The organism is Arthrobacter pascens (genome assembly GCF_017052465.1).
Classification (GTDB): domain Bacteria; phylum Actinomycetota; class Actinomycetes; order Actinomycetales; family Micrococcaceae; genus Arthrobacter; species Arthrobacter pascens.
Map to the genome: position 1 here is coordinate 65799 of NZ_JAFHKT010000150.1, position 24736 is coordinate 90534.

A 24736-nucleotide genomic window follows, 5' to 3' on the forward strand; every position below is an offset into this window, starting at 1 on the left:
AAGGGCGTTGCCCTGGTTCCGGTTTGGACTGCCGTTGCGCGACCTCAACTGGTTCCTTTCACCTGCTGTTTGGGTCAGCCGACGTGGATGCCCGGCCTGCGGTCCGGATCCGGTTCGTTCTCGCGGATGATTTCGCGGACCACCGGGGCGGTGTCCCCGCGGCCGAGAAGCAGGTAGCGCATGAGGTGGGCCAGCGGGTTTCCTTCGGACCACTCAAAGTAGGCATGGGGCCGGACACCGGTGGCGTCGCGCAGGGCAAGGAGGATGGCCGCGATGGCGTTCGGTGCGGCCGGGCTGTCGGCGCGCAGGACGCGGTGCCCGTCCACTTCGATGCCCCTGACCTCCAGGATGTCGCTGAAGCCGGAGGGATCGGTGATGTCGATTTCCAGGAAGATGACGTCCGCGGTGCCGGGCACCGGGTTGTTCTGGCGCTGCACCGCTTCCTTCTCCAAGTACTCAGCGGCGTCCCGGGCCTGCGGCCGGTTGGCGATGAGGTTGATCCGCCCGTCGAACTCCAGCGTGTCCGTAATAAACTTCCGCGCGGTCTCGTCGAATTCGATCCGGTGCACGCGCAGCTCGGTGGTCCGGCTAACCCGTGAGACCAGGGAGACAGCGACGATTCCGAGGATGAAGAATGCGGAGATGGTGATGCCGTCGGGCTTTTCGATCACGTTCGCGGCCAGGGCATAGAGCATCACCAGGGTCAGGACGGTGAATCCGATGGCGGCTCCGCGCTGTTTCTTGCGGATGGCGGAGATAGTGACGGCGACGGCCCCGGAGACCATCATGGCCAGGATGCCGGTGGCGTACGCTCCGGCCTGGGCGTTGACGTCGGCGTTGAAGCCGATGGTGATCAGGATGCTGATGGCGGTGTAGACGAGGACCACGGGCCGCACGGCGCGGGACCAGTCCGGTGCCATGCCGTAGGAGGGCAGGTAGCGGGGCACAATGTTGATCAGCCCGGCCATGGCGGAGGCGCCGGCGAACCAGAGAATGAGGATGCTGCTGACGTCGTAGACGGAGCCGAAGCCATTGCCAAGGTGTTCGTGGGCAAGGTAGGCCAGGGCCCGGCCGTTGGCCTCGCCGCCTTCCAGGAAAGCCTCGGCCGGGATCAGGACGGTGGTGACGAAGCTGCTGCCGAGCAGGTAAAAGCTCATGATCACGGCCGCGGTGGTGAGCAGTTTGCGGGTGTTCTTGATTTTGTTGGCCAGCCGCTCCTCCGGAGTGGCGCCCTTGGCCGCGACGAGCGGCATCATGCTGACGCCCGTTTCGAAGCCCGAGAGCCCCAGCACCAGCAGCGGGAACGCCACCAAGGCGGGAACGGCAATGTCACCGAAACCTGCGCCGGACGAGGTGAGTGCAGCGCTCCAGTCAGCCAAGGCACCGGGCTGCGTGACGGCGTCGTAAATTCCGACGCCGATGATGATGGCGTTCATCAGGAGGAAGACCCCCACCAGGGGGATGGCGACGGCAACGGCCTCAGAGAAGCCGAGCAGGAACACCCCGCCCAGGATCAGCAGGAGCACCACCGTGATGAGGACAGCCTGCCCCTCCAGGAAAGGAGGAAGATACGGGTTCTCCAGCATGTGCACGGTGGCATCCGCGGCGGAGAGGGTGATGGTGACGATCCAGGACGTGGCGACGAACCCCAGCAGGATGAGCACGAAGACTTTCCCCCGCCAAAACGGCAGCAGGGTCTCCAGCATCGCCACCGAGCCCTGCCCGTGCGGGCTCTCCTTGGCCACCCTCCGGTACATCGGCAGCATGCCGAGCAGCGTCAGCGCGACGATCAAAAGGGTCGCCAGGGGCGACAGGGCACCGGCTGCGAGGGCCGCGATGCCGGGCAGGTAGGACAGCGTCGAGAAGTAGTCCACGCCCGTCAGGCACATGACCTTCCACCAGCTCTGCTGGGGTGCGTGGTCTTCGGCGGTTTCGGGCCCGACCGGCTGGTGTACCCGATGTTCCAGCAGCCACCTGACCAGCGAGTTTCCGGGTTCAGCCTCGCGTTCGGGATTGGGAACGGTGGCGGGTATCGAGAAATGGGCAGATGCCGTCAATGACGTGTCTTTCTGAACTGCAGGGGCGTGCTAACCACCAGACCGTAGCACCGGCTCAGACAGCATCATTGGGTGATTCGGGGGATCTTAATGCTTTCTTAACGCCTACTCCTGGAAGCGGTAGCCGAGCCCCGTCTCCGTCAACAGATGGCGGGGGTTGGCGGGATCCGCTTCAAGCTTCCTCCGGAGCTGCGCGAGGTAAACCCGCAGGTACCCGGTCTCGCCGGAGTAGGCGGGTCCCCACACGTGGGTCAGCAGCTCCTCATGCGTGACGAGGGCGCCGCTGTTCCGCGCCAGCAATTCCAGGATGTTCCATTCGGTGGGCGTGAGCCGGACGGCCACGCCCCGTTGGGTCACCCGCCTCGCCGCCAGGTCCACCACGAAATCCTCTGTTTTCACGACGGGAGCGTCGCCGGACGTTCCGCGGCGCAGCGCGGCACGGAGCCTTGCCAGGAGTTCATCCATGCCGAACGGCTTGGTCACGTAGTCGTCTGCGCCGGCATCAAGGGCCTGGATCTTGTCATCCGAGCCGTGCCTGGCCGAGAGGACGACGACGGGAACGTCGCTCCACCGCCGCAGCCGGCGGATCACTTCAACCCCGTCAAGGTCGGGCAGCCCGAGGTCCAAAACGACGACGTCGACGGGATGCCGCGCTGCCTGCTCCAGGGCACCCTGCCCGGTGAACGCGGTGACGGTGGAGTACCCCCGTGCATTCAGGTTGATTTGCAGGGCCCGGAGGATCTGGACTTCGTCATCGACTATCAGCACTGCCGGCATGGTGTCCTCTCGGGCTGGTGGTTGGAGCTGCGCCGGTGGAGAGCGGCAGCCTGACGACCATGGTGAGGCCGCCGCCGGGGGTCGGTTCGGCCAGCAGGACCCCGCCCATTGCTTCCGTGAAGCCTTTCGCCACGGCCAGCCCCAGGCCGATCCCCGTCCCGGGCGTGGTGTCGTCTGCGCGCTGGAAGGGACGGAACATGGCCAGAACCTCCTCGGCGGGAATGCCCACGCCATGATCGACCACGGTAAGTTCACTGGCCGGCATATCGCCAATTCTGGCACTGCCGGACCCGCCTACCGCTCCGGCGATGACGACGTCGGACTCCGGCGCATACTTCAGGGCGTTTTCCACGAGGTTGGCGATGACCCGCTCCAGCATGCCGGGATCCGCATCGACCGGAGGCATGTTGTCGGGCAGGAGCACCCGCAGGCGTTCCGATGCGTTTCCCCGGATGGCCTCGCCAACGACGTCCGCCCAGTACGTCGGACTGATGAGCGGCGAGACGGAGTCCGCGGTGATTCTGGACATGTCCAGGAGGTTGCTCACGAGCCGGTCCAGCCGGTCGGCCCCGGACTCTATCGTTGCGAGAAGTTCTTCCTGTTCGTCCTGTCCGAAGGTGATGGTTCTGTCGCGGAGGCTGCTGGAGGCCAGCTTGATGCCCGCCAGGGGAGTGCGGAGGTCGTGGGATACCGCCCGCAGAATGGACGTACGCATTGTGTTGCCCTCTGCCAGGCGCAGGTTCTCGCGCTGGCTGGCGGTGAGCTCCTCGCGCTGGAGCATGGCCAGCAGGTGTGCGCCAAACGCGGCCAGCAGACGCCGTTCGTCCTGCGAGAGTTCCCGTCCGGTCAGCGAGAGGATCCGGTCACCGTCCAGTTGCTCGACGCTGTCCGCCTCCGTCATCGCCTCCGGACGTGCAGCACCCGAATATTCGTGAAGAGTCCAGTCGCCGGCTTTCCGGTGGCCGGTTTGACGCCGGATCCACAACCCGGCGCCGGACGCCTGGAAATGCTCGCGGACCTGCTCCAGGAAGTCCGGGATGCTGTTGCCCTCTGCAACCGCCCGGCGGCTCAGCTCACCCAGGATCGACGCTTCAGCGCCGGCCAGGCGTGCTTCCTTGCTTCGTTTGGCTGACCTGTCCACCACCAGCGACACGGCGACGGCGACGATAAGGAAGATCAGCAGCGCCAGGACGTTTTCCGGGTCGAGCACCGAGAGCGAACCAATGGGCCTGACACTGAAGTAGTTCACAATGAGCCCTGCCAGGGCCGCGGCCACTACGGCCGGCCAGAGCCCTCCCACCAGGGCGACGGCGACGATGCCGGTCAATTGGACCAGCATGTCCGTGGACAGTTGCTGATGGGGGAGCAGGTCCAGGGCCAGCTGCAGGAGCGGCGGCAGACCGGCCGCCAAGGCAAATGCAGGCAGCTCCCTGCGGCGGCCCAGCGACGCGGTCCGCCGGGAGCTTCCGGTCCTGGCAGCGTCCTGCGCGACGAGATGAATGTCGATGCCGCCCGCGGTCCGCAGGACTTTCGCAACAATGCCGCGTCCGAACTGGGCCAGCCGGCGCTGCCGCGACGTTCCCAGGATGATCTGGCTGGCGTTGATGCTGCGCGCAAACTCCAGCAGCGTCGCCGCGACGTCCTCTCCGCCGACCGTGTGGAAGACGCCGCCTGCGTCCTGCGCAAGCCTGCGCTGGAGCTCCAGTTCCTTGCCGGCAAACAGCTCGTCTCCGTCGGTCCCCGTGCGGACGTGGACCACATGGAGCTCCCCGCCCGCGGCGCCGGCCAGCATCCTTGCCGCGCGGCGGATCAGGGTCTGGCCGTCGGCCTGTCCGCTGAGGCCGACGACCACCTTCTCCCGCGTCTGCCAGCTGTCCCTGATGTTGTTCAGCGTCCGGTAGTCGGACAGCCCGGCATCGACCCGCTCGGCCAGCCACAGCAAAGCAAGCTCCCGGAGGGCCGTCAGGGTACCCGTGCGGAAGTCGCCTGCCAAGGCCAGATCGGCCTCTTCCTGGCTGGGGTAGATCTTGCCTTCCCCCAGCCGCCGGCGCAGCAGTTCGGGGGAGGCGTCCACCAGTTCGATCTGGTCGGCGCCGCGCACGGCTTTGTCAGGAACAGTGTTCTGTTCCCGGATTCCCGTAATGCTTTGGACGACGTCGGAGAGGGACTCCAAGTGGCGGATGTCAAGCGTGGAGATGACGTCAATGCCCGCATCCAGCAGGACGGCCACCTGCTCCCACCGCGAACTTCCCCGGCTGTTGGTGCCCGCGTAGTCGTCCACGAGAACGACGCCGGGCGCTCGGTCCAGGACGGCCCCGACATCCAGATCCGTTGCGGCCGCTTCCGCTGACCCTGCTGCCTTCGACGGCGGCGGGCACTGTTCCAGGCCCTGCAGCAGTGCTTCCGTCTCCGCTCTGCCGCGCACGGAGACGGCGCCCACGACGACATCCGCCCCCTCGGCCCGCAGACGGCGGCCCTCTTCCAGCATGGCGAATGTCTTGCCGGCCCCGGGCGCCGCTCCCAGGAAAATGCGCAAATTGCCTCGTGCCATGGCTCCATTGTTCACTCCTCCGGCCTGCAACCGTGCAAAAGCGGCGGCAGAAGGATGTGAGGGAGCGTTGGTGGTTGGGCGGCGGGATGTGAGGGAGGGTTGGGGGTTGGGTGGCGGGATGTGAGGGAGCGTTGGGGGTTGGGCGGCGGGAGGTGAGGGAGCGTTGGCGGTTGGGTAGCGGGAGGTGAGGGAGCGTTGGGGCGGGCCGTGTGATGTTGGCTTAGTTTCGCGCCGTATGCGGCGGATTGCCGCGGGCCGCTGCCTAGGATGAACAGGATGACTCCGCCGAACAGCCCGCCGCCCTTCAGCCTCCGCAGCATCGCGGTTCCTGCGTTCGGCCCGGCGCTGCTGTTCAGCATCGGCCAGGGTGCCATCCTGCCGGTCGTGGCGCTGTCCGCCCGAGAACTGGGCGCCTCCGTGGCTGTGGCGGCCCTGATCGTCACGCTGATCGGGCTGGGCTCGTGGTTCTTCAACCTGCCCGCCTCCATGATCACCATGAAGTTCGGTGAGCGCTGGTCCATCGTGAGCGCCGCGGCCGCCGGGGCGGCGGCCCTGCTGGCCGCGGGGCTGTCCTCGGTGATTCCCGACGGACTGCTGCTGCTCGCCGTCGCGATGGCCGTCGTCGGAATGGCCGCGAGCGTCTTTAGCCTGGCCCGCCAGAAGTACCTCACCGAGGCCGTCCCGGTGGAATTCCGCGCGCGGGCGCTGTCCACACTGGGCGGCACCAACCGGATCGGCATCTTCCTGGGGCCGTTCATCGGCGCGGGCGTGATGCAGTTCGCCGGCATCAGCGGGGCGTACTGGGTGGGCGTGGCCGGGATGACGGCCGCTGCCGTGCTCGCGGTGACGATTCCGGACCTCCAGGCTCCGGGCGGCACCTCCGGTACTTCCGGCCCGGCCCCGACGCTGCGCGGGGTGGCCGTCTCGCATGCCGGGGTGTTCCTGACGGCCGGCGCCGGAATCCTTTTGCTGTCCGCCTTGCGCTCCTCACGGCAGGTGGTGATCCCGCTGTGGGCGGACCACGTGGGCCTTGACGCCTCGCACGCCTCGCTGCTGTACGGGCTGTCCGGGGCGATCGACATGCTGGTGTTCTACCCGGCCGGCAAGGTCATGGACCGGCGGGGACGGCTGTGGGTGGCGGTGCCCTCCACGCTGATCATGGGCACGGCGCTGCTGCTGATTCCGCTGACCGGCGGGTTCACCGGGTTGCTGCTGGCCGCGCTGCTGATTGGCTTTGGAAACGGCATCAGTTCGGGGCTGGTGATGACCCTGGGCGCCGACTTCTCTCCCGACCAGGGCCGCGGGCAGTTCCTGGGCCTGTGGCGGTTCATCGCCGACGCCGGGTCCACGGGCGGCCCCGTACTGCTCTCCGCAGTGACCGCCGCGGCCTCCCTTGGCGCCGGCGTGATGGCCACCGGCATACTGGGGTTCGCAGCGGCAGCCGTGTTCGCCGTCGTCCTTCCCAGGCTGAAGCACCGCCGCAACTACTGACCGCTGCGTATGTGACGCGGGCCGAGCGCGGCCGTTTTGAACGGAATAGTTAGGTTAGCCTACACTCAGACTGGCCGTCTTCGGCCGTTCATCGTCGTCTGCCCCTCCGCAGACTCGCACTCTAGGTGGTTCCGTTGCGCTTTTCGCTCCCATCGTCCGTGTCCCTGGGACTCGTGGCGCTGCTGTCACTGTCCGGCTGCGGCTTCAGCGGCGCGGCGGGAAAATCCAGCCAGGCGGCTGACCTTGACCAGCGCATCGTTGTCGACAACTTCCGGGCGCCGGTGGCGGACTGGGCCCTGGAAAGTGACGCCGCCTACATCCTGTCCCTGTCCGGATGCCTGGAGACCCTGACCCGCTATGACGAGTCGCAGGGGAAGGTCGTTCCCTTCCTGGCCACGGAGTGGAAGCAGGCGTCCGCCCTCGAGTGGGACTTCAAGATCCGCGAGGGCGTCAAGTTCCAGGACGGGACCGCGCTGGACGCCGCCGCCGTGGTCGGTTCCCTGCAGAACGTCCTCGACGCCGAGGTCCCTGCCCGCGCCTTCAGCCGCAAGGTGGTCAGCGGGGTCAAGGCCCTCGACAACCACACGGTCCGGGTGACCACCCCCACCGAGAGCCCGCTGGTTCCCTACCGCCTGGCGAGCGTCAACACCGGCGTGTTGTCGCCGGCCGCCTTCAAGGGCGAAACCGTCGACCCGTTCGGCCACTGCACCGGCCCCTTCAAGCCGGTGTCCGAGAAGCCCAAGCAGTCCCTGACGCTGGACCGCAACGAGGACTACTGGGGCGGGCAGGTCAAGCTGGCCGGCGCCGAGATCCGCTTCATCACCGACGGCGCCACCCGCGCCGCCCAGGTCCAGACCGGCGAAGCGGACGTCTCGCTGTCCATCCCCGTCTCCGGCCTGGCGGCCCTCGAGTCGGATTCCAACGTCAAGGTCCTCAAGGCCGATTCGCCGCGGACCGCCACGCTGTACATGAACAACGGACGCGCCCCGTTCGACGACGTCGACTTCCGCAAGGCGGTCCGCTCGGCACTCGATCTGGATGCCCTTGCGGCCAGCGTCTATGAGGGTGCGGCCATCGCCGCCACCGGGCCCTTCGCGCCTTCGGAGCCCTGGGCCATCGAGGGTGCCGAAGCGCCGAAGCAGGACGTCGAGGCCGCCAAGAAGCTGCTCGCCTCCGCGGGCTACACGGCTGACCGGCCGCTGGAGATCGTCGCGATCGTCGAACGCGCGGAGTTCGCGGACGTGGCCACCGTCATCCAGGACAACCTGAAGGCCGTGGGCGTTCCCGTGAAGATCCAGACCAAGGAATATGCCGCCGTGGAACCGGACCTGCTGTCGGGCAACTACGACATGGTGCTGAGCCAGCGGAACCGCCTGATCGACATCGCCGACCCCATCGGCTTCCTCACCGCGGACTACACCTGCGACGGCACCTACAACCTCAGCCACTTCTGCAACGCTGACTACGACAAGAAGGTGGCCCAGGCGGCCAAGACGGCCGACTCCGAGGAACGCTACAAGCTGTACGCCGAAGCCGGCCGGATCCTGCAGGACCAGGCTGTGAACGTCTGGCTCGTCAACGAACAGGCCATCGACGCCGTCCGCACCGATCTGCAGGGCCACGTCCAGGACCCGCTGGCCAGGTACGTGCTCCGCGCGGATACGGCCAAGTCCGGATCCTGACCATGGCCTTCCCCGCATGATGTTGTTCCTCGCCCGGAGAACGGCGGCCCTGGTGGTCGCCGTTCTTTTGGCGTCTTTCGTTGTATTCCTCATCCCGTACGTGACGCCGGGCGACCCGATGCGGAAGATCATCCGCTCGCGGGTGGCCGGGGACGCGATCGATGGCTCCGCCGTCGAAGCCCTGAGCCTCCAGCTGGGGCTGCAGGACCCCCTGTGGACGCAGTACCTGCGCTGGCTGGGACGGTTCGCCAGCGGCGACATGGGCCTGTCCTACACCAGCCGCACCCCCGTGGTGGACCAGGTGCTGCCCGCCCTCTGGGTCACGCTCAGCCTGGTGGTCCTGACCCTGGCCGTCGCGGCCCTGATTTCCGTGGTCCTCGGCATCACGGCCGCCCTGAACGAGGGCCGCGCGGCGGACAAGGCCATCACTGCGGTCTCCCAGGCGTTCATCGCCATGCCGGAATACTGGCTCGCGCCGATGCTCGTGCTGGTGTTCGCGCTCGAGCTGTCCGTGCTGCCCTCCGCAGGCTGGGAAGGCCCGACGTCGGCAGTGCTGCCCGTGGCCGTGCTCGCCTTGCGCCCGGCGAGCCATTTCACCTCCGCCGTGCGCGAGGGCATGCTGGACGCGCTGGGCGCCGACCACGTCGTCGCCGCCCGGGGCAGGGGACTCAGCCACTTCCACACCGTTCGTAAGCACGTGATCCCCAACGGGCTGCTGCCGCTCACCACCCTCGTGGCGGTGTGGTTCGCCGGGCTGCTGGGCGGATCCGTCATCGTCGAGGTCATCTTCGCCATCCCCGGCATGGGACGGCTGCTGTTCGACGGTGTCCTGAACAGCGACATTCCGCTCGCGCAGGGAGCGGTGGTGGTGGTCGTCGGGCTTGCCGTCCTGCTGACCACCGCCGCGGACTTGGTCCACGGGCTCCTCAACCCCCAGGTCAGGATGCGCCATGCGTAAGCTCCCCGCCCACCTCTGGGTCGCGGCCTCGGTGCTGGCCCTCATTGTGCTGTCCGTGGTGATGGCCGGCCTGATCGCACCCTATCCGCCGGCCGAACAGGACCTCGCGTCGCGGCTGGCCGCCCCCAGCGGAGCACACTGGCTGGGCACCGACCACCTGGGCCGCGACACGCTGAGCCGGCTGCTCGACGGCGGCCGTTTCTCCCTGACCATCGCCGCCCTGGCCACCGTGCTCACCGCGGCAATCGGTACGGCCATCGGCGTGCTCAGCGCCCGGCGGCGGGGCTGGCTGGACGAGTTCTTCACCCGCACCAACGACATCCTCCTGGCCATGCCGGAGATGGTGGTGGCGCTGTTCCTGGTGGCCGCGCTGGGTGCCGGCTACCCGTCCCTGCTGCTGGCCCTGACCGTCACCGGATGGACACCCTTCGCCCGGCTGGCGAGGGCACTCGCATACGACGTCTCAGCCCGCGGCTTCATCGAGGCGGCCCGCGTGCTGGGCTGCTCGCCGTGGTTCACAGTCCGGCGGCACATCCTGCCCCACCTGGCCGGGCCGCTGTTTGGACAGGCCACGCTCCGGTTCGGGCAGTTCCTGATCAGCGTGGGCGCCCTGTCCTACCTGGGCCTCGGGGTGCAGCCCCCGCAGTCCGACTGGGGGTCCATGCTTGCCGCCGCCCAGCCCTACGCCGTGAGGTCGCCGATGACCATTCTGGCGCCCGGCCTGGTGATCTTCACCGTGGCGCTGTGCGTCACCCTCCTCGGCCAGCATTTGGCCCGCATGTCCAGCAGCCGGCTGCTGCTCGCCACCACGGTGCCCACCCCGGCGGTCAGCAATGTCTGAGGGCCTGATCATCGAGGACCTGCACCTCGCGCTGTCAGGCAAGGCACCGTCGCGCAAGGTGCGATCCGGGGAGGGCCCGATCGCCCGCCCGGTGCTCTCCGGCGTCGGCCTGTCCGTGGCGCCCGGCGAGTTTGTCGCCCTGGTGGGCGCCTCGGGAAGCGGCAAGACGATGACCGCACTGTCGGTCCTGGGACTGCTGCCGCCCCAGATCCACGTGCAATCCGGGTCCATCCGGCTGGGCGGGACGGACCTCCTGCAGTCCGATGACAGGGAGCTCAACCGGATCCGCGGCGGCCGGATGGGCATGCTGTACCAGCAGCCCAAGCGGATGTTCAACCCCCGCATGACCATCGGCAGCCACCTCGCCGAACCGCTGAAGCTGCACCGCGGGCTGCGCGGACGCCAGGCCAGGCAGCAGGCGCTGGAACTCCTTGCCGACGCCGGCTTCGACGATCCGGCCCGGTGCGCCCGGGCCTATCCCCACCAGCTGTCGGGCGGCATGGCCCAGCGCGCCATGCTGGCCCTGGCCATGGCCGGCCAGCCGGAGCTGCTGCTCGCGGACGAGCCAACCTCCGCCCTGGACAAAGTGCTGGAGCGGCAGATCCTGGCGCTGATCGACAACCAGAGGCGCCAGCACGGACTGGGCGTCCTCTACATCACCCACGACCTAGCCACGGTCTCCGCGTTTGCCGACCGTGTGGTGGTGATGGACGGCGGCCGCGTTCAGGAATCAGGCCCGGCCAGGACCGTCCTTGACACACCCCGGACCGCGTTCACCAAAGACCTGCTGGCGGCGTCGGCCCTCACGGCGGCACAAGTCACGTCGGCACAGGCCCCCGCGGCGGGAACCGCGGTCCGCATTCCGGTGCAGCCCCTGCTGCGGACCCCGACGGCGGGAACACCGCTAGCGGGAACACCGGCGGCGGGCATGCCGCTGCGGATTCCGGTCCGCGTTGCGGGGCACACCCCGGTGGCACGGACCCCGCTCCGGACTACGGTCCGCATTCCGGTCCGCAGGCCCCCTGCATCCGAAGCCGGAGCCCCCGCACCGAGCACAATTCTGGCGCTGGACGATGTCACCAAGCGGTTCCGCTCCAACGGGCGTGGCGCCCGGCCGGCACTGGAGGGAGTGTCGCTCAGCCTGCGGGAGGGCGAGATTCTTGGCGTGCTGGGCCAGTCCGGCTCCGGGAAGAGCACCCTGGCCCGGCTGCTCGTCGGGGTGGAGACCCCGGACCGCGGCAGCATCACCCGGACACTTCCCGCGGGGGAGCGCAGCACCGGTGACGACGGAACGGCGGTGCAGCTCGTCTTCCAGGAGCCGCACGATGCCTTCGACCCGCGCATGACGCTGCGCGCCAGCCTCGAGGCTCCGCTGCTGCGCCGCCGGAACTGCACGGCGGACGAGCGCCGGGAGCGCATCCACACGGCCGTCCGGGATGTTGAACTGGACCCCGACCTGCTGGACCGGTATCCGGGCCAGTGCTCGGGAGGCCAGCTGCAGAGGCTGACGATTGCCCGGGCGCTGCTTCTTGATCCGGCGGTGTTGATCTGCGACGAGGCCACCTCGGCGCTGGATGCGGTCACGCAACGCAAGGTCCTGGATCTGCTGCTGCGTCTCCACAGCGACCGCCGGCTTTCCCTGATCCTGATCTCCCACGACATGAACGTCATCCGATACATGAGCCACAGGGTGGCCGTGCTCTACCAGGGCGCCCTGGTGGAACTGGCACGCACCACCGACTTCTTTGCGAACCCGTCGCACGGGCACAGCAAACAGCTGGTGGCCGCGGCCCGCCCGGATCCCCGGGCAGCCGCACCCAGCGGGGACTACGGGCTGGACGCTGCCGCCGTCGGACTTGTTCTTGGCGCCCGGACGTCGCCGTAGATCTACAAAGACTGCTATCCGTTGGGCGGAAGCGTGTGTGCTTTGCTGGCCGGGATGACCGGGATCAGGCCGGTGGGCAGGTGGTACTCCGCGTCCTCCGGGCGGTCTTGCTCGGCCCGTTCGATGGCAGCGTGGAAGTGGGGCAGGCTGCGTTCCACCATCTCTTCACTGGCGGTGAGGGAGATGCGGAAGAAACCGGGCGTTTCGAACAGGACCCCCGGCAGCACGAACACGTCCTCCTGGCTGAGCGCCTCGGTGAAGGCCTCGTCGTCGGCGATGGGGGAGCGGACGAACAGGTAGAAGGTGCCCTCGGGCGGGCTCAGCCGGTAGCCCATCCCGCCCAGCTCCCGGACGAGCCGGTCCCGCTTCCGCTGGAGCTGGCCGACGTCGATGGTGAACTGCTCCAGCCGTGGCAGCGCATGCTGCAGCGTGCCGTTGGGATAGATCCAGCCCATCGCCACCTGCAGCGCGCCGATAGCCGGTGCCAGCTCCTTCCGGTCGGGCATGGTGGAGGGGAGGGCGAGGTATCCGATCCGCTCACCCGGTGCCAGATGCGTTTTGCCGTAGGAGTAGGCCAGCAGCGTGTAGGGATAGAACTCGGCCGGGCTGTGGAAACGGGCGCCGTCGAACACAATCCGGTTGTAGGGCTCGTCCGACACGAGATAGATCCGCCGGCCGATGCGGGCGGAGGCCTCCTCGAGCAGGTCGGCCAGGCGCTGCAGGAGCTCCGGCAGGTAGATCCGGCCGGTGGGGTTGTTCGGCGAATTGACGATCACCACCCGGGTTCGCGGCGTGATCGCAGCCTCGATGGCCTGCAGGTCCAGGTCGAACGTCTCCGTGTTGATCCGGACCTTCACGGGGACAAGGCCGGCCTCGACGGCGAGCGGCTCGTACAGGAACCACGGCGGCAGGCTGTAAATGACTTCGTCGCCGGGATCGGCCACAGCCTTCAGCGCCAGGGCGATCGCGGCGAATCCGCCGGTGGTCAGGTACAGGTCCTCGGCTGCGAACGGCACGTCCAGCAGCCACTGCAGCGACTCCGCGGCGGCCTCCCGCGCGTGCGTGCCGTTGGACTTGTAGGCAAACCACTGGTCATCGCGGGGGTTGACCGCGTCCCGCAACGCGTCCACATACGCGGTTTGGGGCATCTGGTGCGGGTTGCCAAGCGTGAAGTCACAGACACCGGGCAGGAGGTGCCGCCGGGAATAGGTCGAGTCGTTGAGGAACGCGCTGATCCGCTGGAAGGACGGAATCGACGCGACCCCGAGTGCGCGCCGGGAAGCAGCAGAACCCATCACTGCCCGCCCCCACCCTGAGGTCCGCGGTTTTCGCCGGGCCGCACCTTCCGGGCGATGAACAGCAGGTATTCCCAGTCCATCTGGGATGGTGCGTCGCCGTGGGCATCGCTGTAGGTCGCGGCGAGCTCTGTGAGGGCCTCGTCCAGGGCTTTGATCTTCTCCTCGTCGCCGCCCAGGGACTTGTACACGGAGATCGTGGGGCCGTAGTGGGACTTGAAGTAGTGCAGGAAGTCGTTGGGCTGGTGGAAGCTGGTGATGGTGACCGTCTGCTTCCGGGCCTGGATGTCCGTGACATCGCCGCCCAGGAGCTTGCGCACATGGTCCTCGCTGCCCCACAGCGGCGGCGGCTGGGCTCCGGGCGGAGGCGGGGGAGCGAACGGTTTCATGGCGGCGAACATCTGTCCGATGAAGCCCTCGGGCGTCCAGCTCAGCAGGCCAATTGTGCCGCCGGGCCGGCAGACCCTGAGCAGTTCACCGGCACGCTCCTGGTGGTGCGGGGCAAACATGACGCCCAGGCAGGACATCACCACATCGAACTCGTCGTTCGGGAAGGGAAGCGCCTCGGCGTCCGCTTCCCTCCACTCCAGATCGACGCCGCGGTCGGCTGCCTGGTGACGGCCGGCGTCGAACATCTCCGGGGTGAGGTCACTGGCCACCACCTCGGCCCCCATCATGGCCGCGGGAATGGCGGCATTGCCGGCGCCCGCGCCGACGTCCAGCACCCGCTGCCGCGGTTTGATGCCGCACGCCTCGACGAGGATGGCGCCGAGGTTGGGGATGAGCTCGCTGGCAAGGGCCGGGTAGTCTCCCTGGGCCCACATGGCCCGGTGCTTCTCCTTGAGTGCCCGGTCCGCGGTGGCATCCGCTGTGGTTGCATCCTTGTCATTCATGGTGACCCCTCCGCGTGTGCATCCATTTTGCCGGTGCAGGTTGTCGTGGACAGCCCGCTGCTGGCCCAGTGGAGGCTGTGGTGCGACTCATTGTGGGCTTCGGTGCCGGGGTTGTAAAGGAGGAGTCGCTACGCCCGGGCAATGTCCCGGCGCCGTGCGGCGTACGCGAACAGCGACGTCGTGGCCACGGTGGCAAGATATCCGGCGATCACGATCAGCGAAATCCCCGCCCAGAAGTAGTTGGTGGTGCTGCCCTCCTGGCCGGGTACGGGCGCGATCTTGACCAACGAATACACCGCCACCGCGGCGGAGGCCAGGCCGATCACCACCGGCAGCCCGAGCCACAGCCGCGCGGACGCCCAGTGGCCGTTGAAGCCGTCCCACACGTTCCACTCATGGGTGCCCGTGCGGATGATGAGCCAGCCGGCGGGAATCATGAAGCAGCCCACCAGGAGGAAAGCGGCCACCACATCCGCGGGCCGGTGCCACTGGTTCACCAGTGTGGACATTCCCGACGCGATCGCGAAACTGCCGCCCACGAACCCGGCAAGCGGCCGCCAGCGCGGCGACGCCATGAGGAACACCCCCGCGGCCGCGGACGCCGCCAGCGTGGTGTGCCCCGACGGCAGCGAGTTCAGCTCCAGCGTCTCCACGCCCCGGTCCGGCCGCACCGGCAACAGCTGCTTAAGCACCTGTGTGGCGATGTTCGCCGCCACGCACGCCGCCAGGGCAATGCCCGCGGCCCGCCAGCGGCGGTGGATCACTGTCACAAAAAGAACCACGACGGCGGCCATCACCAGGGAGATGGTGGGCAGCCAGTCCAGGAACCGGGTGGTGACCTTGCCCGCAGGTCCGTGGATTTCCACTGCCTCCACGAGGGCGGACTCGTCGATGAACTGGCCGGTGGTGGTGCGGACAAAGTAGTAATACGTGGCCGCGAGCCCGGCCATGCAGGCCAGGGTGGCCACGAAAAAGAGGAAACCGGTGCCCCTCGGGAGGCGCATCCGGCCCGCGGGTTGCTGGCGTCGGGGGGCCCTGAGCTGAGAAATCATCGTATTAAAGGGTGTCACAGTTTTCTGGGAGCCACCTGTTGATTGACCGTGCGGGGGCTCTCCGGCGGATAGAGTTTGAGCATGGCCGGACTCGCGGATGTTCTGGGCCCCATCCTGGAACTGATGACCTGGGTGGGGTTCATTCCCGGCGTGCCGCTGCTCGTGTGGGGCCTGGTCATCAGCAGGCGGCGGTGCCAGTGGACGAGCACAACGGGCGAGGTCTACACCGCCGGGGGCTTCACCGGATTCCGCTGGACTGACCAGGACAACGTCCCCCGGCAGACACTCGTGGACGCCGACGTGGCACGGGGACTGGTGGCAGGCAACGAAGTGAAGCTCCACTACGACCTCTGCCACCCCTCCCGCTGGGGCCTGGAGCCGCCCAAGCACGACAACACCGTCCTGATCCTCGGCTGGATCCTCACCGGCCTCGGCATTCTCTGCACGGCGGGCGGGTTCGTGCTGCTGCTCTTCTAGGCGCTCCTTCTATGGCGCAGTCTAATGGCCTGGGACCTGCCGTACAGCGTGGTTGCCTGCCGGCTGTGGAGTGCCGTTGCGCTTGTTCCGTTCCTTCAGGTGATCCAGCAGCGCCTGCTCGGGATGCCCGGGGTTCTCCGCGAGGTGCCGGAGCAGCCGGCGCCGGACGTCTGAGCGCGGATCGGCGGTGGTCAGCACGTTCTGGATGATGTCCAGGACCTGCTGGTGCAGTTCGGAATCGTCAATGGTGACGGTGGAGGGCTGGCTGTTCGGCACGCCGATCGTGTAACCGCGGCGTTCCGGTGGAATGGGTTCATGCAGGTCGCGGTAGTTCCTGTGCATCACGGACTCCTTCTTCGGGGAAATCTGGGCATTGCTGTCACGCTGGCGCTCACCCATCGCCGTTACCCCCGCTGCCATCCAGCCCGCCCTTGTCGTCGGGCTTCACTGGAGATGTGGAATTTCCTGTCGGTGCCACGGCCGGAGACGTCACCTGTGTCGGTTCCACGCGCTGGACAACGCCCGGGTCATCGCCGCTCGAACCGAGCTCGGCGGGCAGGTCGGTGGCCTGAGTCTGGGCGACCTCGACCGGCTGGGGGGCCGTGTTGGAACCGCTGGCGTCGGGCGCCGACGTGGAGGATGCCGCGGATTTGAGAGGCGCGGTCTTAAGGGAAGGGGACGTCGCCTCGGCGGTCGTCCGGGGCGTGCTGCGGGGAGCCAGCTCTGCTGAGGATGACGCGTCGCTCGCCCGGGGTACGGTGCCCTGCCGGACGGGATCGACCACCACGACGCCGGCGGGCTGGTCCGCGGGCACGCCGGTAAGCGCCTGCGTCCAGACCGCAAGACCGGCAAGGCCGATCAGGGGAACGCTCAGCACCGACAGCTTCTTCACCGGCCCGCCTTCCCTCGTTGGTGTTTCCACAGTGAGGCGCGAAGGTGAGGCAAGAATGAGACGTGGATGAGAATCCTCTCATCCGGCGCCGGGGCATTTGGGGGCGCCTTTTGATGAGGCCCGTCAGACCGGGGCGGGCTCCTGGCCGTTCGGGTCTCCGTTGCTGGGGCTGTCCGGTGGGGCGCCGGCGGCCCGGGATGCGTCGTCAGGCAGGCATACGAGACGGTAGCCCACGCCGCGGACAGTCTGGATCCGGTTCTGACCGAGCTTGTGCCGCAGATACCGCACATAAACATCCACCACGTTGGAGGACCCTTCAAAGTGGTAGCCCCACACCCGGCTCAGCAGTTGCTCCCGGCTGAGCACGCGGCCGGCGTTCTCCATGAGGGTCCGTGCCATGACGAACTCCCGCGCCGAGAGTTCAATGACCCGTCCGCCGATTTGCGCCGTCCGCAGGTTGATGTCCAGCGTCAGGTCGCCGCAGACGAGGGTGGGCGCAGCCGTGACGGGCGATGTGCCCCGGAGCCGCAGCTTCACGCGGGACAGCAGTTCCTCAAACCTGAAGGGTTTCGTCATGTAGTCATCCGCGCCGCCCTCGAGCGCGGAAACCGTGCTCTCCAGGCTGTCCGCGGCGGTGAGGACGATCACCGGAATGGTGGAGTGCATGGCACGGAGGTTCTGGAGGACGGCCAGCCCGTCCATGCGGGGCATGCCGATGTCGAGGATCAGGAGGTCGTACTCGCCGGACGTGGCATAGTCGAGCGCCTTCACGCCGTCGCCGACCTGGGTGGTGGTGTATCCCGCCGCCGTGAGGCCCTTGACGAGGAAGGCCGCAATGCGGGGCTCGTCATCGGCGATGAGGATTCGGGTCACGGGTTGCCTCCGTGATTGGAGAGGACGGCCGTGCCCGACGACGGCCGGGTCAGCCGGGATTTTGCGTGCGGGGTGGCCGCTCTTTTGGCCGCGCCGGGTGATTCTGCCTCGGCGCTGTCCCCACCCCCTGACGGGATGGTCAGCACGAACCGGCTTCCCTGGCCCACCGCCGATTCCAGCCGGACGCTTCCGCCGTGCGCCTCGGCAATGGCCTTGACGATCGAGAGCCCCAGCCCGGAGCCCTCGGACGATCCCGCGGCATTGCGGCCCTTCGCGAACCGTTCGAAGATGCGCTCGTGGTCCTCGGGCGGGATGCCGGTGCCGGTGTCCGAGACCCAGATTTCGAGGTCCGTCGATGGGTGCGGCCGCGCACCCAAAGGTGCGCCGCCGTCGTCGTTCTTCGCCCAGGCCGCCCCGACGGAAATCCGGTCCGTCTCGGACGTGTGCCGGACCGCGTTGACCGCGAGCTGTTCCAGCGCCTGCATGAGCCGGTGCCGATCGGCACGGACCAGGCCGCCGGGCTTGGCGTCCAGCTCCCAGCGGCGCGGACCGAAGACCTTGATGCGGTTCAGGATGTTCTCCAGGAAAATGTCGGCCTCGATCCACTCCGGGGACACGAAGTCCGGCCGGCCGGAGCGGGCAAGGATCAGCAGGTCCTCCACCAGCACCTGCATCCTGTCCAGCTCGTCGAGCAGCAGGATGCGGGTCTGGTCCACATCCTCGGGATCGCCCGCGCGCAGCAGCTCCAGGTACCCCCGGATGACGGTCATGGGAGTGCGGAGTTCGTGGCCGGCGTCGTGCACGAAGCGGCGCTGGTTCTCGAAACCGGACTCGAGCCGCTCCAGCATGTGGTTGAAGTTCGTGGCCAGCTGGGCAACGTCGTCCGTGCTCCCCGTGACCTCCACGCGCTTGGTCAGGTCTTCGAACGTGGTGTTCTGGGTGGCTTCCCGCAGGCGCCGGATCGGGCTGAGCAGCCGGCCGGTGAACACATACCCCATGAAGCCCGCGACGGCGAGGGTCGCCAGGGCGGCCAGGGCATAGGTCCACATGGAACTGACGATCTGGTCGCGCTGCCGGCCGATCTCATTGGCGACCACCAGGAGCCCCTCTCCCGGCTTGCCCTGCAGTTTCACCGGCGTGATGGAGAGGCGCACTTCCCGGCCATCGATCACGGTGTCCTGCACCACGGTCCGGTCGGGGCGGCTCCAGGCCCAGATCTCGTCCCTCACCGCCAGGGTGCGCAGGTTGGTGGCCTGGTCGCCGCCGGGCAGGATCGTGTTGCCGTCCCGGATCATCGTCATCAGCGACTCGTGCCCGCCGGGCGTCTCCGAGCGCAGGAACAGTGTGAACAGTTCATCCAGCGACGAGAATCCGGGGTTGCCCGGGGCCGGCTGGACCAGCGTGTTCAGATTCTTCCTCGGTTGCTGGAGTTCCTCATTAACACGGTCGTCCAGGCTCCTCAGCTGCGCCGCATAGGTGACCGCTCCGGAAACCATGAGGCCCACCGCCATGAAAACCAGGAGCGTGGCCAGTACCCGGAACCGGACGGAGTGAATTTCGCTCCGCAGCTCCGCGCGCAGAACACTGGCGGACTTCATTGTCTTACCCGTTGCAGCTGCCGGAGCCGGAAGTGTTCGCGTAACGCGCCGCACATATTGCCGCCGGCGGCAGAAATTTTTTCGTTCCCGGACGCGACGATCACGGTACTCACGGCGGGGTACTCGGAGTACTTGGTTGGACCCTGTGCTGCCATGGTCCGCGTCATCGGTTCACTCATTCCATGCCTATCCGGCGGTCCTCCGGGTGGCGAGGATCGCATGAAGCCGCTGGGAACTGCGGTAATACCAACATAGGCCCGCGTTCTTGGGAAAAACTTGGCGATGCCTCCGGTCTCACGCGGCTTCTCCCCACGGTTTGAGGGGTGCCCCGGCCGGACCGGCAGGCCTGGGACCCAAGTGGGCAGCCCCCGGGCGCAGACGCATCCAAGTAGTCCGCCACCGAAAAATCGAGTACTCGCTACTCGTGCCCGTACTTGCACGAGTGACAAATATGAGGGTCAAGCCATTCATGGGGAATGCAGTTCACATGGGGATAGTAGGTGCACAGATGGTTCAGACAGTTGCAGAGGCCACTCGCTGGTCGCGTGGAGCACACGACGACGAGTTCCCTCCGACAGCCAAGGAGGGTGCAGGCGGAACCGCGACGCGGCTGTCCATCAGCATCCTGGGTCCGCTCAAGGTCCGCCGCGGCAGCGTGGTCATCGGATCGCACGAGCTGGGCGGCCCCAAACCACGTCAGGTGCTGGAGATCCTGTTGCTCAAGCTGGGCACACCGGTTTCCAAGAACCACCTGATCGACGTCCTGTGGAACGGGCAGCCTCCAGCCGAGGCGCTCTCCACCCTCGAAAGCTACGTCAGCGTGCTGCGCCGCCACCTGCAGCCCGGTTCCGGCAAGGGCGGCGCCCTCCGGACAGTCACCGGCGGCTACATGATGGAACGCAGCATGGTTGACCTTGACCTTGACCGGTTCGACGATCTGCTCAAGCAGGCAGGGCACGCCAACCCGGACGAATCCTACAAGATGCTCGAGAAGGCACTGGAGATCGCGTCCGTGCCGCTGCTCGGCGACGAGCTCCTCGCCGGCTGGGCCGAAGAGGAGCGGGCACTCCACGCGGCCCGCGTGGCCGGCATCAAGGCCCGCGCCGCGGAGGCCGCCGTCTCCGTAGGGCAGCCGGAACGCGCCGTGGCCCTGGCCAGCGAGCTGCTGCTTGACGATCCCATCAACGAGCGTGCCTGGACCGCCCTGGTGCTCGGACTCGAAGAATCCGGACAGTACATGGAGGCGCTTCGTGCGTACGGCCGGTGCCGCCGGGTCATGGACCAGGAGATCGGCTGCCTTCCGGGCCGGGCGCTCCGCGACGCACACGCCAGGCTGCTGCAGGCCACGGCCGCGAGCGACGACGAAGCGGCCGACCTGTCCGACGCCGACTCACCGCTTCCTCCCGTTAGTTCACAAAGCATGCGCGAAATCAGCATCCTGACCATCGACGACCACAGCACGTTCACGGAGCTGCTCACCGCCGCCCTGGACCGCGAGCCGGACCTCCGCAGCGTCGCCTCGGCCACCACGGCCAAGAGCGGCGTGGAACAGAGCATGGCGCTGAAGCCCGACGTCGTCATCATGGACTACCACCTGCCCGACGGCGACGGCCTCACCGCCGCTGCCCGGATCCTGGCGGACGCCCCGCAGACCCGGATCGTGATGCTCACCGGAGATCCGACCCCGGACGCCCTGCGCACCGCCGCCTCGATGGGCATCTGCGCCTTCCTCCCGAAGGGCGGCTCGCTGTCCACGCTGCTGGACACGCTACGGTACGCACGGGCCGGGAACATGGTGGTCCACCCGTCCCTGGTGGCCCAGCTGGGCATGAGCACCCCGAAGCCGGCGCCAGTCGTCCGGGAAGTCGAACCCGGCGGCCCGGTGCTGACGCCGCGGGAGCTGGACGTCCTCCGGCTCATGGCAGGCGGCCACGGATCCAAGGAGGTGGCGAGCAAACTGGACATCTCGCTCAACACCTGCCGGGGCTATGTGAAGGCGATCTTCGCCAAGCTCGGCACCCACTCGCAGCTCGAATCGGTCATGGAAGCTTCACGGCGCGGCATGCTCGAGCAGCCGTCCGATGGCTAGGCCATCGTTTCGGAAGCCTGCCCTGTTCAACCCTTTTGAATCGCGGCAGGCTGAGCGTTCGGAGGTCTTCCAGGCGGTGCGGCAGTTCCTGATCATGGGGCTCGCAGCGCTCGTGGTGGTCACCACCCCGGTGGCCTTCTGGATCTGGTCCGAGGCGGAGCACCATGCCTTGGAGAACTCGCAGCTGGCCACCGAGAACCTGGCGCAAAACGTGGTGGCACCGCTTCTGGACGAGGCAGTGCTGTCCGGGGATCCGGCAGGCATCGCGAGGCTGGACGAGCGGCTGCGCCCCTGGGTGGGGGAGCGGTCCGTGTTCGAGATCAGGCTCTGGGATTCGGACGGTCGCATGGTCTACTCCGACGACGAGAAGCTCATCGGCCAGAAGTTCGATTTGCCGCATGATGCCCTCGAGGTCCTGGCCGGCAAGCCGGTCAAAGCCACGCTGGAGGTACAGACGGACGAAGTGCAGGCCGAGGGCGTCAACTCTGGCGAGCTGGTGGAAGTCTACGTACCGGTGACGGCGCCCAACGGCGAGCGGCTCGCGTTCGAGGCCTATTACGACGACGACGCCGTCCGCCAGGAACAGGCTGCAGTCTTGCTGGACATGGTTCCGCCGTTCCTCCTGGCGCTGGGTGTTCTTCAGTTGGCGCAGCTCCTGCCGGCAGTGCGGCTGGCCCGCAGGATCCAGGCCTATGAAGCGGGCCGGACCCGGCTCCTCCACCGCGCCATCGAAGCCTCGGAGCTGGAGCGCCAGCGGATCGCCCGCGACCTGCACGACGAAGTGATCCAGGACCTCTCAGGGCTGTCCTACGTGCTGGAATCCGAGGAACTGCACCGTCCCGTGGGCCAGCGCCGGCTGTTCTCGGAGGCCCGGCGGATCCTGCAGGACAACGTGCGGAACCTGCGCGCCATGACCAGCGAACTGTACCCACCGGACCTCAACCGGCTGGGCCTCTCCGGGGCCCTGGCACGGCTGGGTGATCCGCTGGAGGAACGCGGGATCAGCCTCACCCTGGACCTGCCACCCACGTGTGACCTGGACCGTGACCGTGCCGCACTGTTCTACCGGGTGGCGCGGGAGGCCCTGGCGAATACCGCCAAGCACTCCAAGGCGACGAAGGCGGAACTGCGGCTGCGGCAGGTGGGGAAACACTCTGAAATACGCATTTCCGACGACGGCTGCGGCTTTGACCAGAGCCTCGGATCCCCTGAAGGGCACTTCGGCCTGCGGATCATGCGGGACACCATCGGGGAAGCCGGAGGATCGGTCCAGGTGCTGTCGGTGCCCGGGAAGGGGACAACAGTGATCGCACGGTTCGGGGCCGGGACCGAGGCCGACCATACGGACGACGTTCAACGCAGCGCTGCTCCGGGAGTGCCGCAGCCGGTACGCTAGCGGACGGAGGGACAAAGTCCGGGCGGTCCGCCGGCCTGGCTCCGCCTATGACAACAGCGGCGGTGCTCCACGGCACCGCCCCCAATACCGCCGGCCCCTCCAACGACGTGGGGGCCGGCGTCGTTTAGAGGGAGCACAACCGTGATGTCACCGCAGAATCCGGAAGGACCCGCCGCACTGCAGCATCCGCGGTTCGCCCGCGCGTACGCACGGGCCGTCGTCGGAATGAACCGCCGCGGCGGCGCTGAACATCGCCGCCGCCTGCTGGCGGGTCTGCAGGGCAGCGTCATCGAGGTCGGCGCCGGCGAGGGATCGTCGTTCGGGCTGTACCCCGCCGCTGTCACCGATGTTCTCGCCGTTGAGCCGGACGACTATCTGCGCGGCCTGGCCGATGTCCGGGCCAAGTCGGCGCCTGTCCCCGTCGCGGTGGTGGCGGGCTCGGCCGAGCGGATCCCGGTCCCGGACGCCAGCGCAGATGCGGTGGTCTGCAGCCTGGTGCTCTGCAGCGTCGCCGACCAGGGGGCGGCGCTCGCGGAAATCTTCCGCGTCCTCCGCCCCGGCGGAACGCTGGCGTATTACGAGCATGTCCGTTCGGACAGCCGGCTGCTTGCCGCAGCGGAGGATGTCTTGACGCCGGTCTGGCAGCGGATGGCGGGCGGCTGCCACCCCAACCGGGACACCCTGGAAGCTGTCCGGGCCGCGGGATTCCAGGTGACGGACAACGAGCGCTTCCGTTTCGCCCCCCAGGCGCTGACGCCGCCGGTGGCGCATATCCTGGGGCACGCCACACGTCCTGACTGACCCTCTGGGCGGGTTGTCCACATAGCCTAATCCCTGCCAGCTGGGCAGGGTGGGCGCCGGTACAGTGAAGTCATGCCTGCCGAACCGCCTCCCGTGGCTTCCCCGCTTCCGCCGCCGGTCGAGGAGCTACTCGCCGCCGCCCGCGTGGTGGTGCTGCCCATGCGGGTGAAGTTCCGCGGCATCCTCGAACGTGAAGCGCTGCTGCTCAAGGGCCCGGCGGGCTGGGGCGAATTCGGCCCCTTCCCGGAATACGGCGACGCGGAGGCCTCCCGCTGGCTCGCCTCCGCCATCGAGGCCGGCTGGCAGGGATTCCCTGAGCCGATCCGGACCAGCATCCCCGTCAACGCCACGGTGCCGGCCGTTCCCGCGGCGCGCGTTCCGGAAATCCTGGCCCGCTTCGGCCGCGTGGATGCGGTCAAGATCAAGGTGGCGGAACGCGGGCAGTCCCTCGACGACGACGCCGCCCGCGTTGCCGCCGTCCGCGCCGAGCTGCCGGACGCCGCCATCCGCGTGGACGCCAACGGAGGATGGCGCGTCCCGGAGGCGGTGGAGGCGCTCACCCGGCTGGCCGGGGCAGGGCTCGAATATGCCGAGCAGCCGGTGCCGGACATCGACGGCCTGTCGGAGGTGCGCCGGCAGCTGCGCCGGACGGGCGTCCCCGTGCTGATTGCGGCCGACGAAAGCGTTCGCAAGGAAGACGATCCTCTCAAGGTCGCCCGTGCCGGTGCCGCCGACCTCATCGTGGTGAAGGTGGCACCGCTTGGCGGAGTCCGGCGGGCGCTGTCCATCGTGGCCGAGGCCAGGCTGCCCGCCGTTGTGAGTTCCGCGCTGGACACCTCTGTCGGGATCCGCGCCGGGCTGGCCCTGGCGGCAGCCCTGCCGGAACTGCCCTACGCCTGCGGGCTGGGGACCGTGTCGCTGCTCGCCGGGGACGTCACCTCTGATCCGCTGGTGCCCGACGACGGCGCCATCCGGTTGCGCGATGCCGTCGCCGATGAGGGGCTGCTGGAGCGGTATGCCGCCCCGGCCGACAGGAAGGAGTGGTGGCTGTCCCGGCTACGGCGGGTTTACGCGGAGCTTGCGTGAACTTACAGGCCTGTAAGTTCACTGGATCTTAACCGTAGTGAC

General features: G+C 67.9%; 20 protein-coding genes. 10 read left to right on the plus strand and 10 right to left on the minus strand.

Annotated features, from left to right (window positions below):
- Nucleotides 1-74: 74 nt before the first annotated feature.
- From JYA52_RS17840 to JYA52_RS17850, 3 genes are all read right to left on the minus strand, one after another.
- Nucleotides 75-2057, minus strand: a complete 1983-nt coding sequence (locus JYA52_RS17840) for an APC family permease (RefSeq protein WP_205654591.1) — start codon at nucleotides 2055-2057, stop codon at nucleotides 75-77.
- A 105-nt stretch (nucleotides 2058-2162) separates the two neighbouring features.
- The gene (locus tag JYA52_RS17845) at nucleotides 2163-2834 is read right to left on the minus strand and encodes a response regulator (RefSeq protein ID WP_205654592.1); all 672 of its coding nucleotides are present in this window, start codon (nucleotides 2832-2834) and stop codon (nucleotides 2163-2165) included.
- A complete protein-coding gene (locus tag JYA52_RS17850; RefSeq protein ID WP_205654593.1) occupies nucleotides 2809-5385 on the minus strand; it encodes a DUF4118 domain-containing protein in 2577 nt (858 codons plus the stop codon). The genes JYA52_RS17845 and JYA52_RS17850 overlap by 26 nt, the downstream gene beginning before the upstream one ends.
- A 276-nt stretch (nucleotides 5386-5661) precedes the next feature.
- On the opposite strand from JYA52_RS17850, the gene JYA52_RS17855 reads away from it, so the two are divergent.
- From JYA52_RS17855 to JYA52_RS22555, 5 genes are all read left to right on the plus strand, one after another.
- The gene (locus tag JYA52_RS17855; protein WP_205654594.1) at nucleotides 5662-6876 is read left to right on the plus strand and encodes an MFS transporter; all 1215 of its coding nucleotides are present in this window, start codon (nucleotides 5662-5664) and stop codon (nucleotides 6874-6876) included.
- 134 nt (nucleotides 6877-7010) lie between these two features.
- The gene (locus tag JYA52_RS17860; protein ID WP_205654595.1) at nucleotides 7011-8558 is read left to right on the plus strand and encodes an ABC transporter substrate-binding protein; all 1548 of its coding nucleotides are present in this window, start codon (nucleotides 7011-7013) and stop codon (nucleotides 8556-8558) included.
- A 16-nt stretch (nucleotides 8559-8574) separates the two neighbouring features.
- Nucleotides 8575-9516 carry an ABC transporter permease gene (locus JYA52_RS17865; RefSeq protein ID WP_205654596.1) on the plus strand — a complete coding sequence of 314 codons (942 nt, stop codon included), beginning with the start codon at nucleotides 8575-8577 and terminating at the stop codon, nucleotides 9514-9516.
- Complete coding sequence (locus JYA52_RS17870) at nucleotides 9509-10357, plus strand: ABC transporter permease (RefSeq protein WP_205654597.1); 849 nt, start codon at nucleotides 9509-9511, stop codon at nucleotides 10355-10357. The genes JYA52_RS17865 and JYA52_RS17870 overlap by 8 nt, the downstream gene beginning before the upstream one ends.
- Nucleotides 10350-12242, plus strand: coding sequence for an ATP-binding cassette domain-containing protein (locus JYA52_RS22555; RefSeq protein WP_240460516.1), 1893 nt, complete (start codon nucleotides 10350-10352; stop codon nucleotides 12240-12242). The genes JYA52_RS17870 and JYA52_RS22555 overlap by 8 nt, the downstream gene beginning before the upstream one ends.
- Nucleotides 12243-12256: 14 nt before the next feature.
- Here the strand turns inward: JYA52_RS22555 and JYA52_RS17885 are convergent, their stop codons facing one another.
- The 3 genes from JYA52_RS17885 to JYA52_RS17895 all read right to left on the minus strand — a co-directional run bounded on the left by JYA52_RS17885 (nucleotide 12257) and on the right by JYA52_RS17895 (nucleotide 15434).
- Entirely contained in the window at nucleotides 12257-13537 is a 1281-nt protein-coding gene (locus tag JYA52_RS17885) for an aminotransferase class I/II-fold pyridoxal phosphate-dependent enzyme (protein ID WP_205654598.1), read from the minus strand.
- Nucleotides 13537-14430, minus strand: coding sequence for a class I SAM-dependent methyltransferase (locus tag JYA52_RS17890; protein ID WP_205654599.1), 894 nt, complete (start codon nucleotides 14428-14430; stop codon nucleotides 13537-13539). Before JYA52_RS17890 ends, JYA52_RS17885 begins: the two co-directional genes overlap by 1 nt.
- 128 nt (nucleotides 14431-14558) lie before the next feature.
- Nucleotides 14559-15434 carry a phosphatase PAP2 family protein gene (locus tag JYA52_RS17895; protein ID WP_205654600.1) on the minus strand — a complete coding sequence of 292 codons (876 nt, stop codon included), beginning with the start codon at nucleotides 15432-15434 and terminating at the stop codon, nucleotides 14559-14561.
- Nucleotides 15435-15563: 129 nt separating this feature from the next.
- Here JYA52_RS17895 and JYA52_RS17900 point away from each other — a divergent pair, with 129 nt between their 5' ends.
- Nucleotides 15564-15959, plus strand: coding sequence for a hypothetical protein (locus JYA52_RS17900; protein WP_205654601.1), 396 nt, complete (start codon nucleotides 15564-15566; stop codon nucleotides 15957-15959).
- 21 nt (nucleotides 15960-15980) lie between these two features.
- Here JYA52_RS17900 and JYA52_RS17905 read toward each other — a convergent pair whose 3' ends face one another.
- From JYA52_RS17905 to JYA52_RS17920, 4 genes are all read right to left on the minus strand, one after another.
- On the minus strand, nucleotides 15981-16379 hold the full coding sequence (locus JYA52_RS17905) for a hypothetical protein (protein WP_205654602.1): 399 nt from the start codon (nucleotides 16377-16379) through the stop codon (nucleotides 15981-15983).
- Nucleotides 16351-16851, minus strand: coding sequence for a hypothetical protein (locus tag JYA52_RS17910; RefSeq protein ID WP_205654603.1), 501 nt, complete (start codon nucleotides 16849-16851; stop codon nucleotides 16351-16353). The genes JYA52_RS17905 and JYA52_RS17910 overlap by 29 nt, the downstream gene beginning before the upstream one ends.
- 123 nt (nucleotides 16852-16974) lie before the next feature.
- Entirely contained in the window at nucleotides 16975-17724 is a 750-nt protein-coding gene (locus tag JYA52_RS17915) for a response regulator transcription factor (RefSeq protein ID WP_205654604.1), read from the minus strand.
- Nucleotides 17721-19322 (minus strand): sensor histidine kinase, encoded by a 1602-nt coding sequence (locus JYA52_RS17920; protein WP_205654605.1) that lies wholly within the window; start codon nucleotides 19320-19322, stop codon nucleotides 17721-17723. Before JYA52_RS17920 ends, JYA52_RS17915 begins: the two co-directional genes overlap by 4 nt.
- Before the next feature lie 508 nt (nucleotides 19323-19830).
- Here JYA52_RS17920 and JYA52_RS17925 point away from each other — a divergent pair.
- The 4 genes from JYA52_RS17925 (at nucleotide 19831) to JYA52_RS17940 (ending at nucleotide 24694) form a co-directional block, all read left to right on the plus strand.
- Nucleotides 19831-21411, plus strand: coding sequence for a response regulator (locus tag JYA52_RS17925; RefSeq protein WP_205654606.1), 1581 nt, complete (start codon nucleotides 19831-19833; stop codon nucleotides 21409-21411).
- On the plus strand, nucleotides 21404-22807 hold the full coding sequence (locus tag JYA52_RS17930) for a sensor histidine kinase (protein ID WP_205654607.1): 1404 nt from the start codon (nucleotides 21404-21406) through the stop codon (nucleotides 22805-22807). Before JYA52_RS17925 ends, JYA52_RS17930 begins: the two co-directional genes overlap by 8 nt.
- A 144-nt stretch (nucleotides 22808-22951) precedes the next feature.
- On the plus strand, nucleotides 22952-23608 hold the full coding sequence (locus JYA52_RS17935) for a class I SAM-dependent methyltransferase (protein ID WP_205654608.1): 657 nt from the start codon (nucleotides 22952-22954) through the stop codon (nucleotides 23606-23608).
- 72 nt (nucleotides 23609-23680) lie between these two features.
- Nucleotides 23681-24694 (plus strand): o-succinylbenzoate synthase, encoded by a 1014-nt coding sequence (locus JYA52_RS17940; protein WP_205654609.1) that lies wholly within the window; start codon nucleotides 23681-23683, stop codon nucleotides 24692-24694.
- The last annotated feature ends 42 nt before the right edge of the window (nucleotides 24695-24736 follow it).

Excerpts from the sequence above, each read along its gene's own strand:
- JYA52_RS17845 (WP_205654592.1), bottom strand. The coding sequence starts at position 2,834 with ATGCCGGCAGTGCTGATAGTCGATGACGAAGTCCAGATCCTCCGGGCC.
- JYA52_RS17850 (WP_205654593.1), bottom strand. The coding sequence starts at position 5,385 with ATGGCACGAGGCAATTTGCGCATTTTCCTGGGAGCGGCGCCCGGGGCC.
- JYA52_RS17855 (WP_205654594.1), top strand. The coding sequence starts at position 5,662 with ATGACTCCGCCGAACAGCCCGCCGCCCTTCAGCCTCCGCAGCATCGCG.
- JYA52_RS17865 (WP_205654596.1), top strand. The coding sequence starts at position 8,575 with ATGATGTTGTTCCTCGCCCGGAGAACGGCGGCCCTGGTGGTCGCCGTT.
- JYA52_RS17870 (WP_205654597.1), top strand. The coding sequence starts at position 9,509 with ATGCGTAAGCTCCCCGCCCACCTCTGGGTCGCGGCCTCGGTGCTGGCC.
- JYA52_RS22555 (WP_240460516.1), top strand. The coding sequence starts at position 10,350 with ATGTCTGAGGGCCTGATCATCGAGGACCTGCACCTCGCGCTGTCAGGC.
- JYA52_RS17885 (WP_205654598.1), bottom strand. The coding sequence starts at position 13,537 with ATGGGTTCTGCTGCTTCCCGGCGCGCACTCGGGGTCGCGTCGATTCCG.
- JYA52_RS17890 (WP_205654599.1), bottom strand. The coding sequence starts at position 14,430 with ATGAATGACAAGGATGCAACCACAGCGGATGCCACCGCGGACCGGGCA.
- JYA52_RS17895 (WP_205654600.1), bottom strand. The coding sequence starts at position 15,434 with ATGCGCCTCCCGAGGGGCACCGGTTTCCTCTTTTTCGTGGCCACCCTG.
- JYA52_RS17900 (WP_205654601.1), top strand. The coding sequence starts at position 15,564 with ATGGCCGGACTCGCGGATGTTCTGGGCCCCATCCTGGAACTGATGACC.
- JYA52_RS17905 (WP_205654602.1), bottom strand. The coding sequence starts at position 16,379 with ATGGCAGCGGGGGTAACGGCGATGGGTGAGCGCCAGCGTGACAGCAAT.
- JYA52_RS17920 (WP_205654605.1), bottom strand. The coding sequence starts at position 19,322 with ATGAAGTCCGCCAGTGTTCTGCGCGCGGAGCTGCGGAGCGAAATTCAC.
- JYA52_RS17925 (WP_205654606.1), top strand. The coding sequence starts at position 19,831 with ATGGTTCAGACAGTTGCAGAGGCCACTCGCTGGTCGCGTGGAGCACAC.
- JYA52_RS17930 (WP_205654607.1), top strand. The coding sequence starts at position 21,404 with ATGGCTAGGCCATCGTTTCGGAAGCCTGCCCTGTTCAACCCTTTTGAA.
- JYA52_RS17935 (WP_205654608.1), top strand. The coding sequence starts at position 22,952 with ATGTCACCGCAGAATCCGGAAGGACCCGCCGCACTGCAGCATCCGCGG.
- JYA52_RS17940 (WP_205654609.1), top strand. The coding sequence starts at position 23,681 with ATGCCTGCCGAACCGCCTCCCGTGGCTTCCCCGCTTCCGCCGCCGGTC.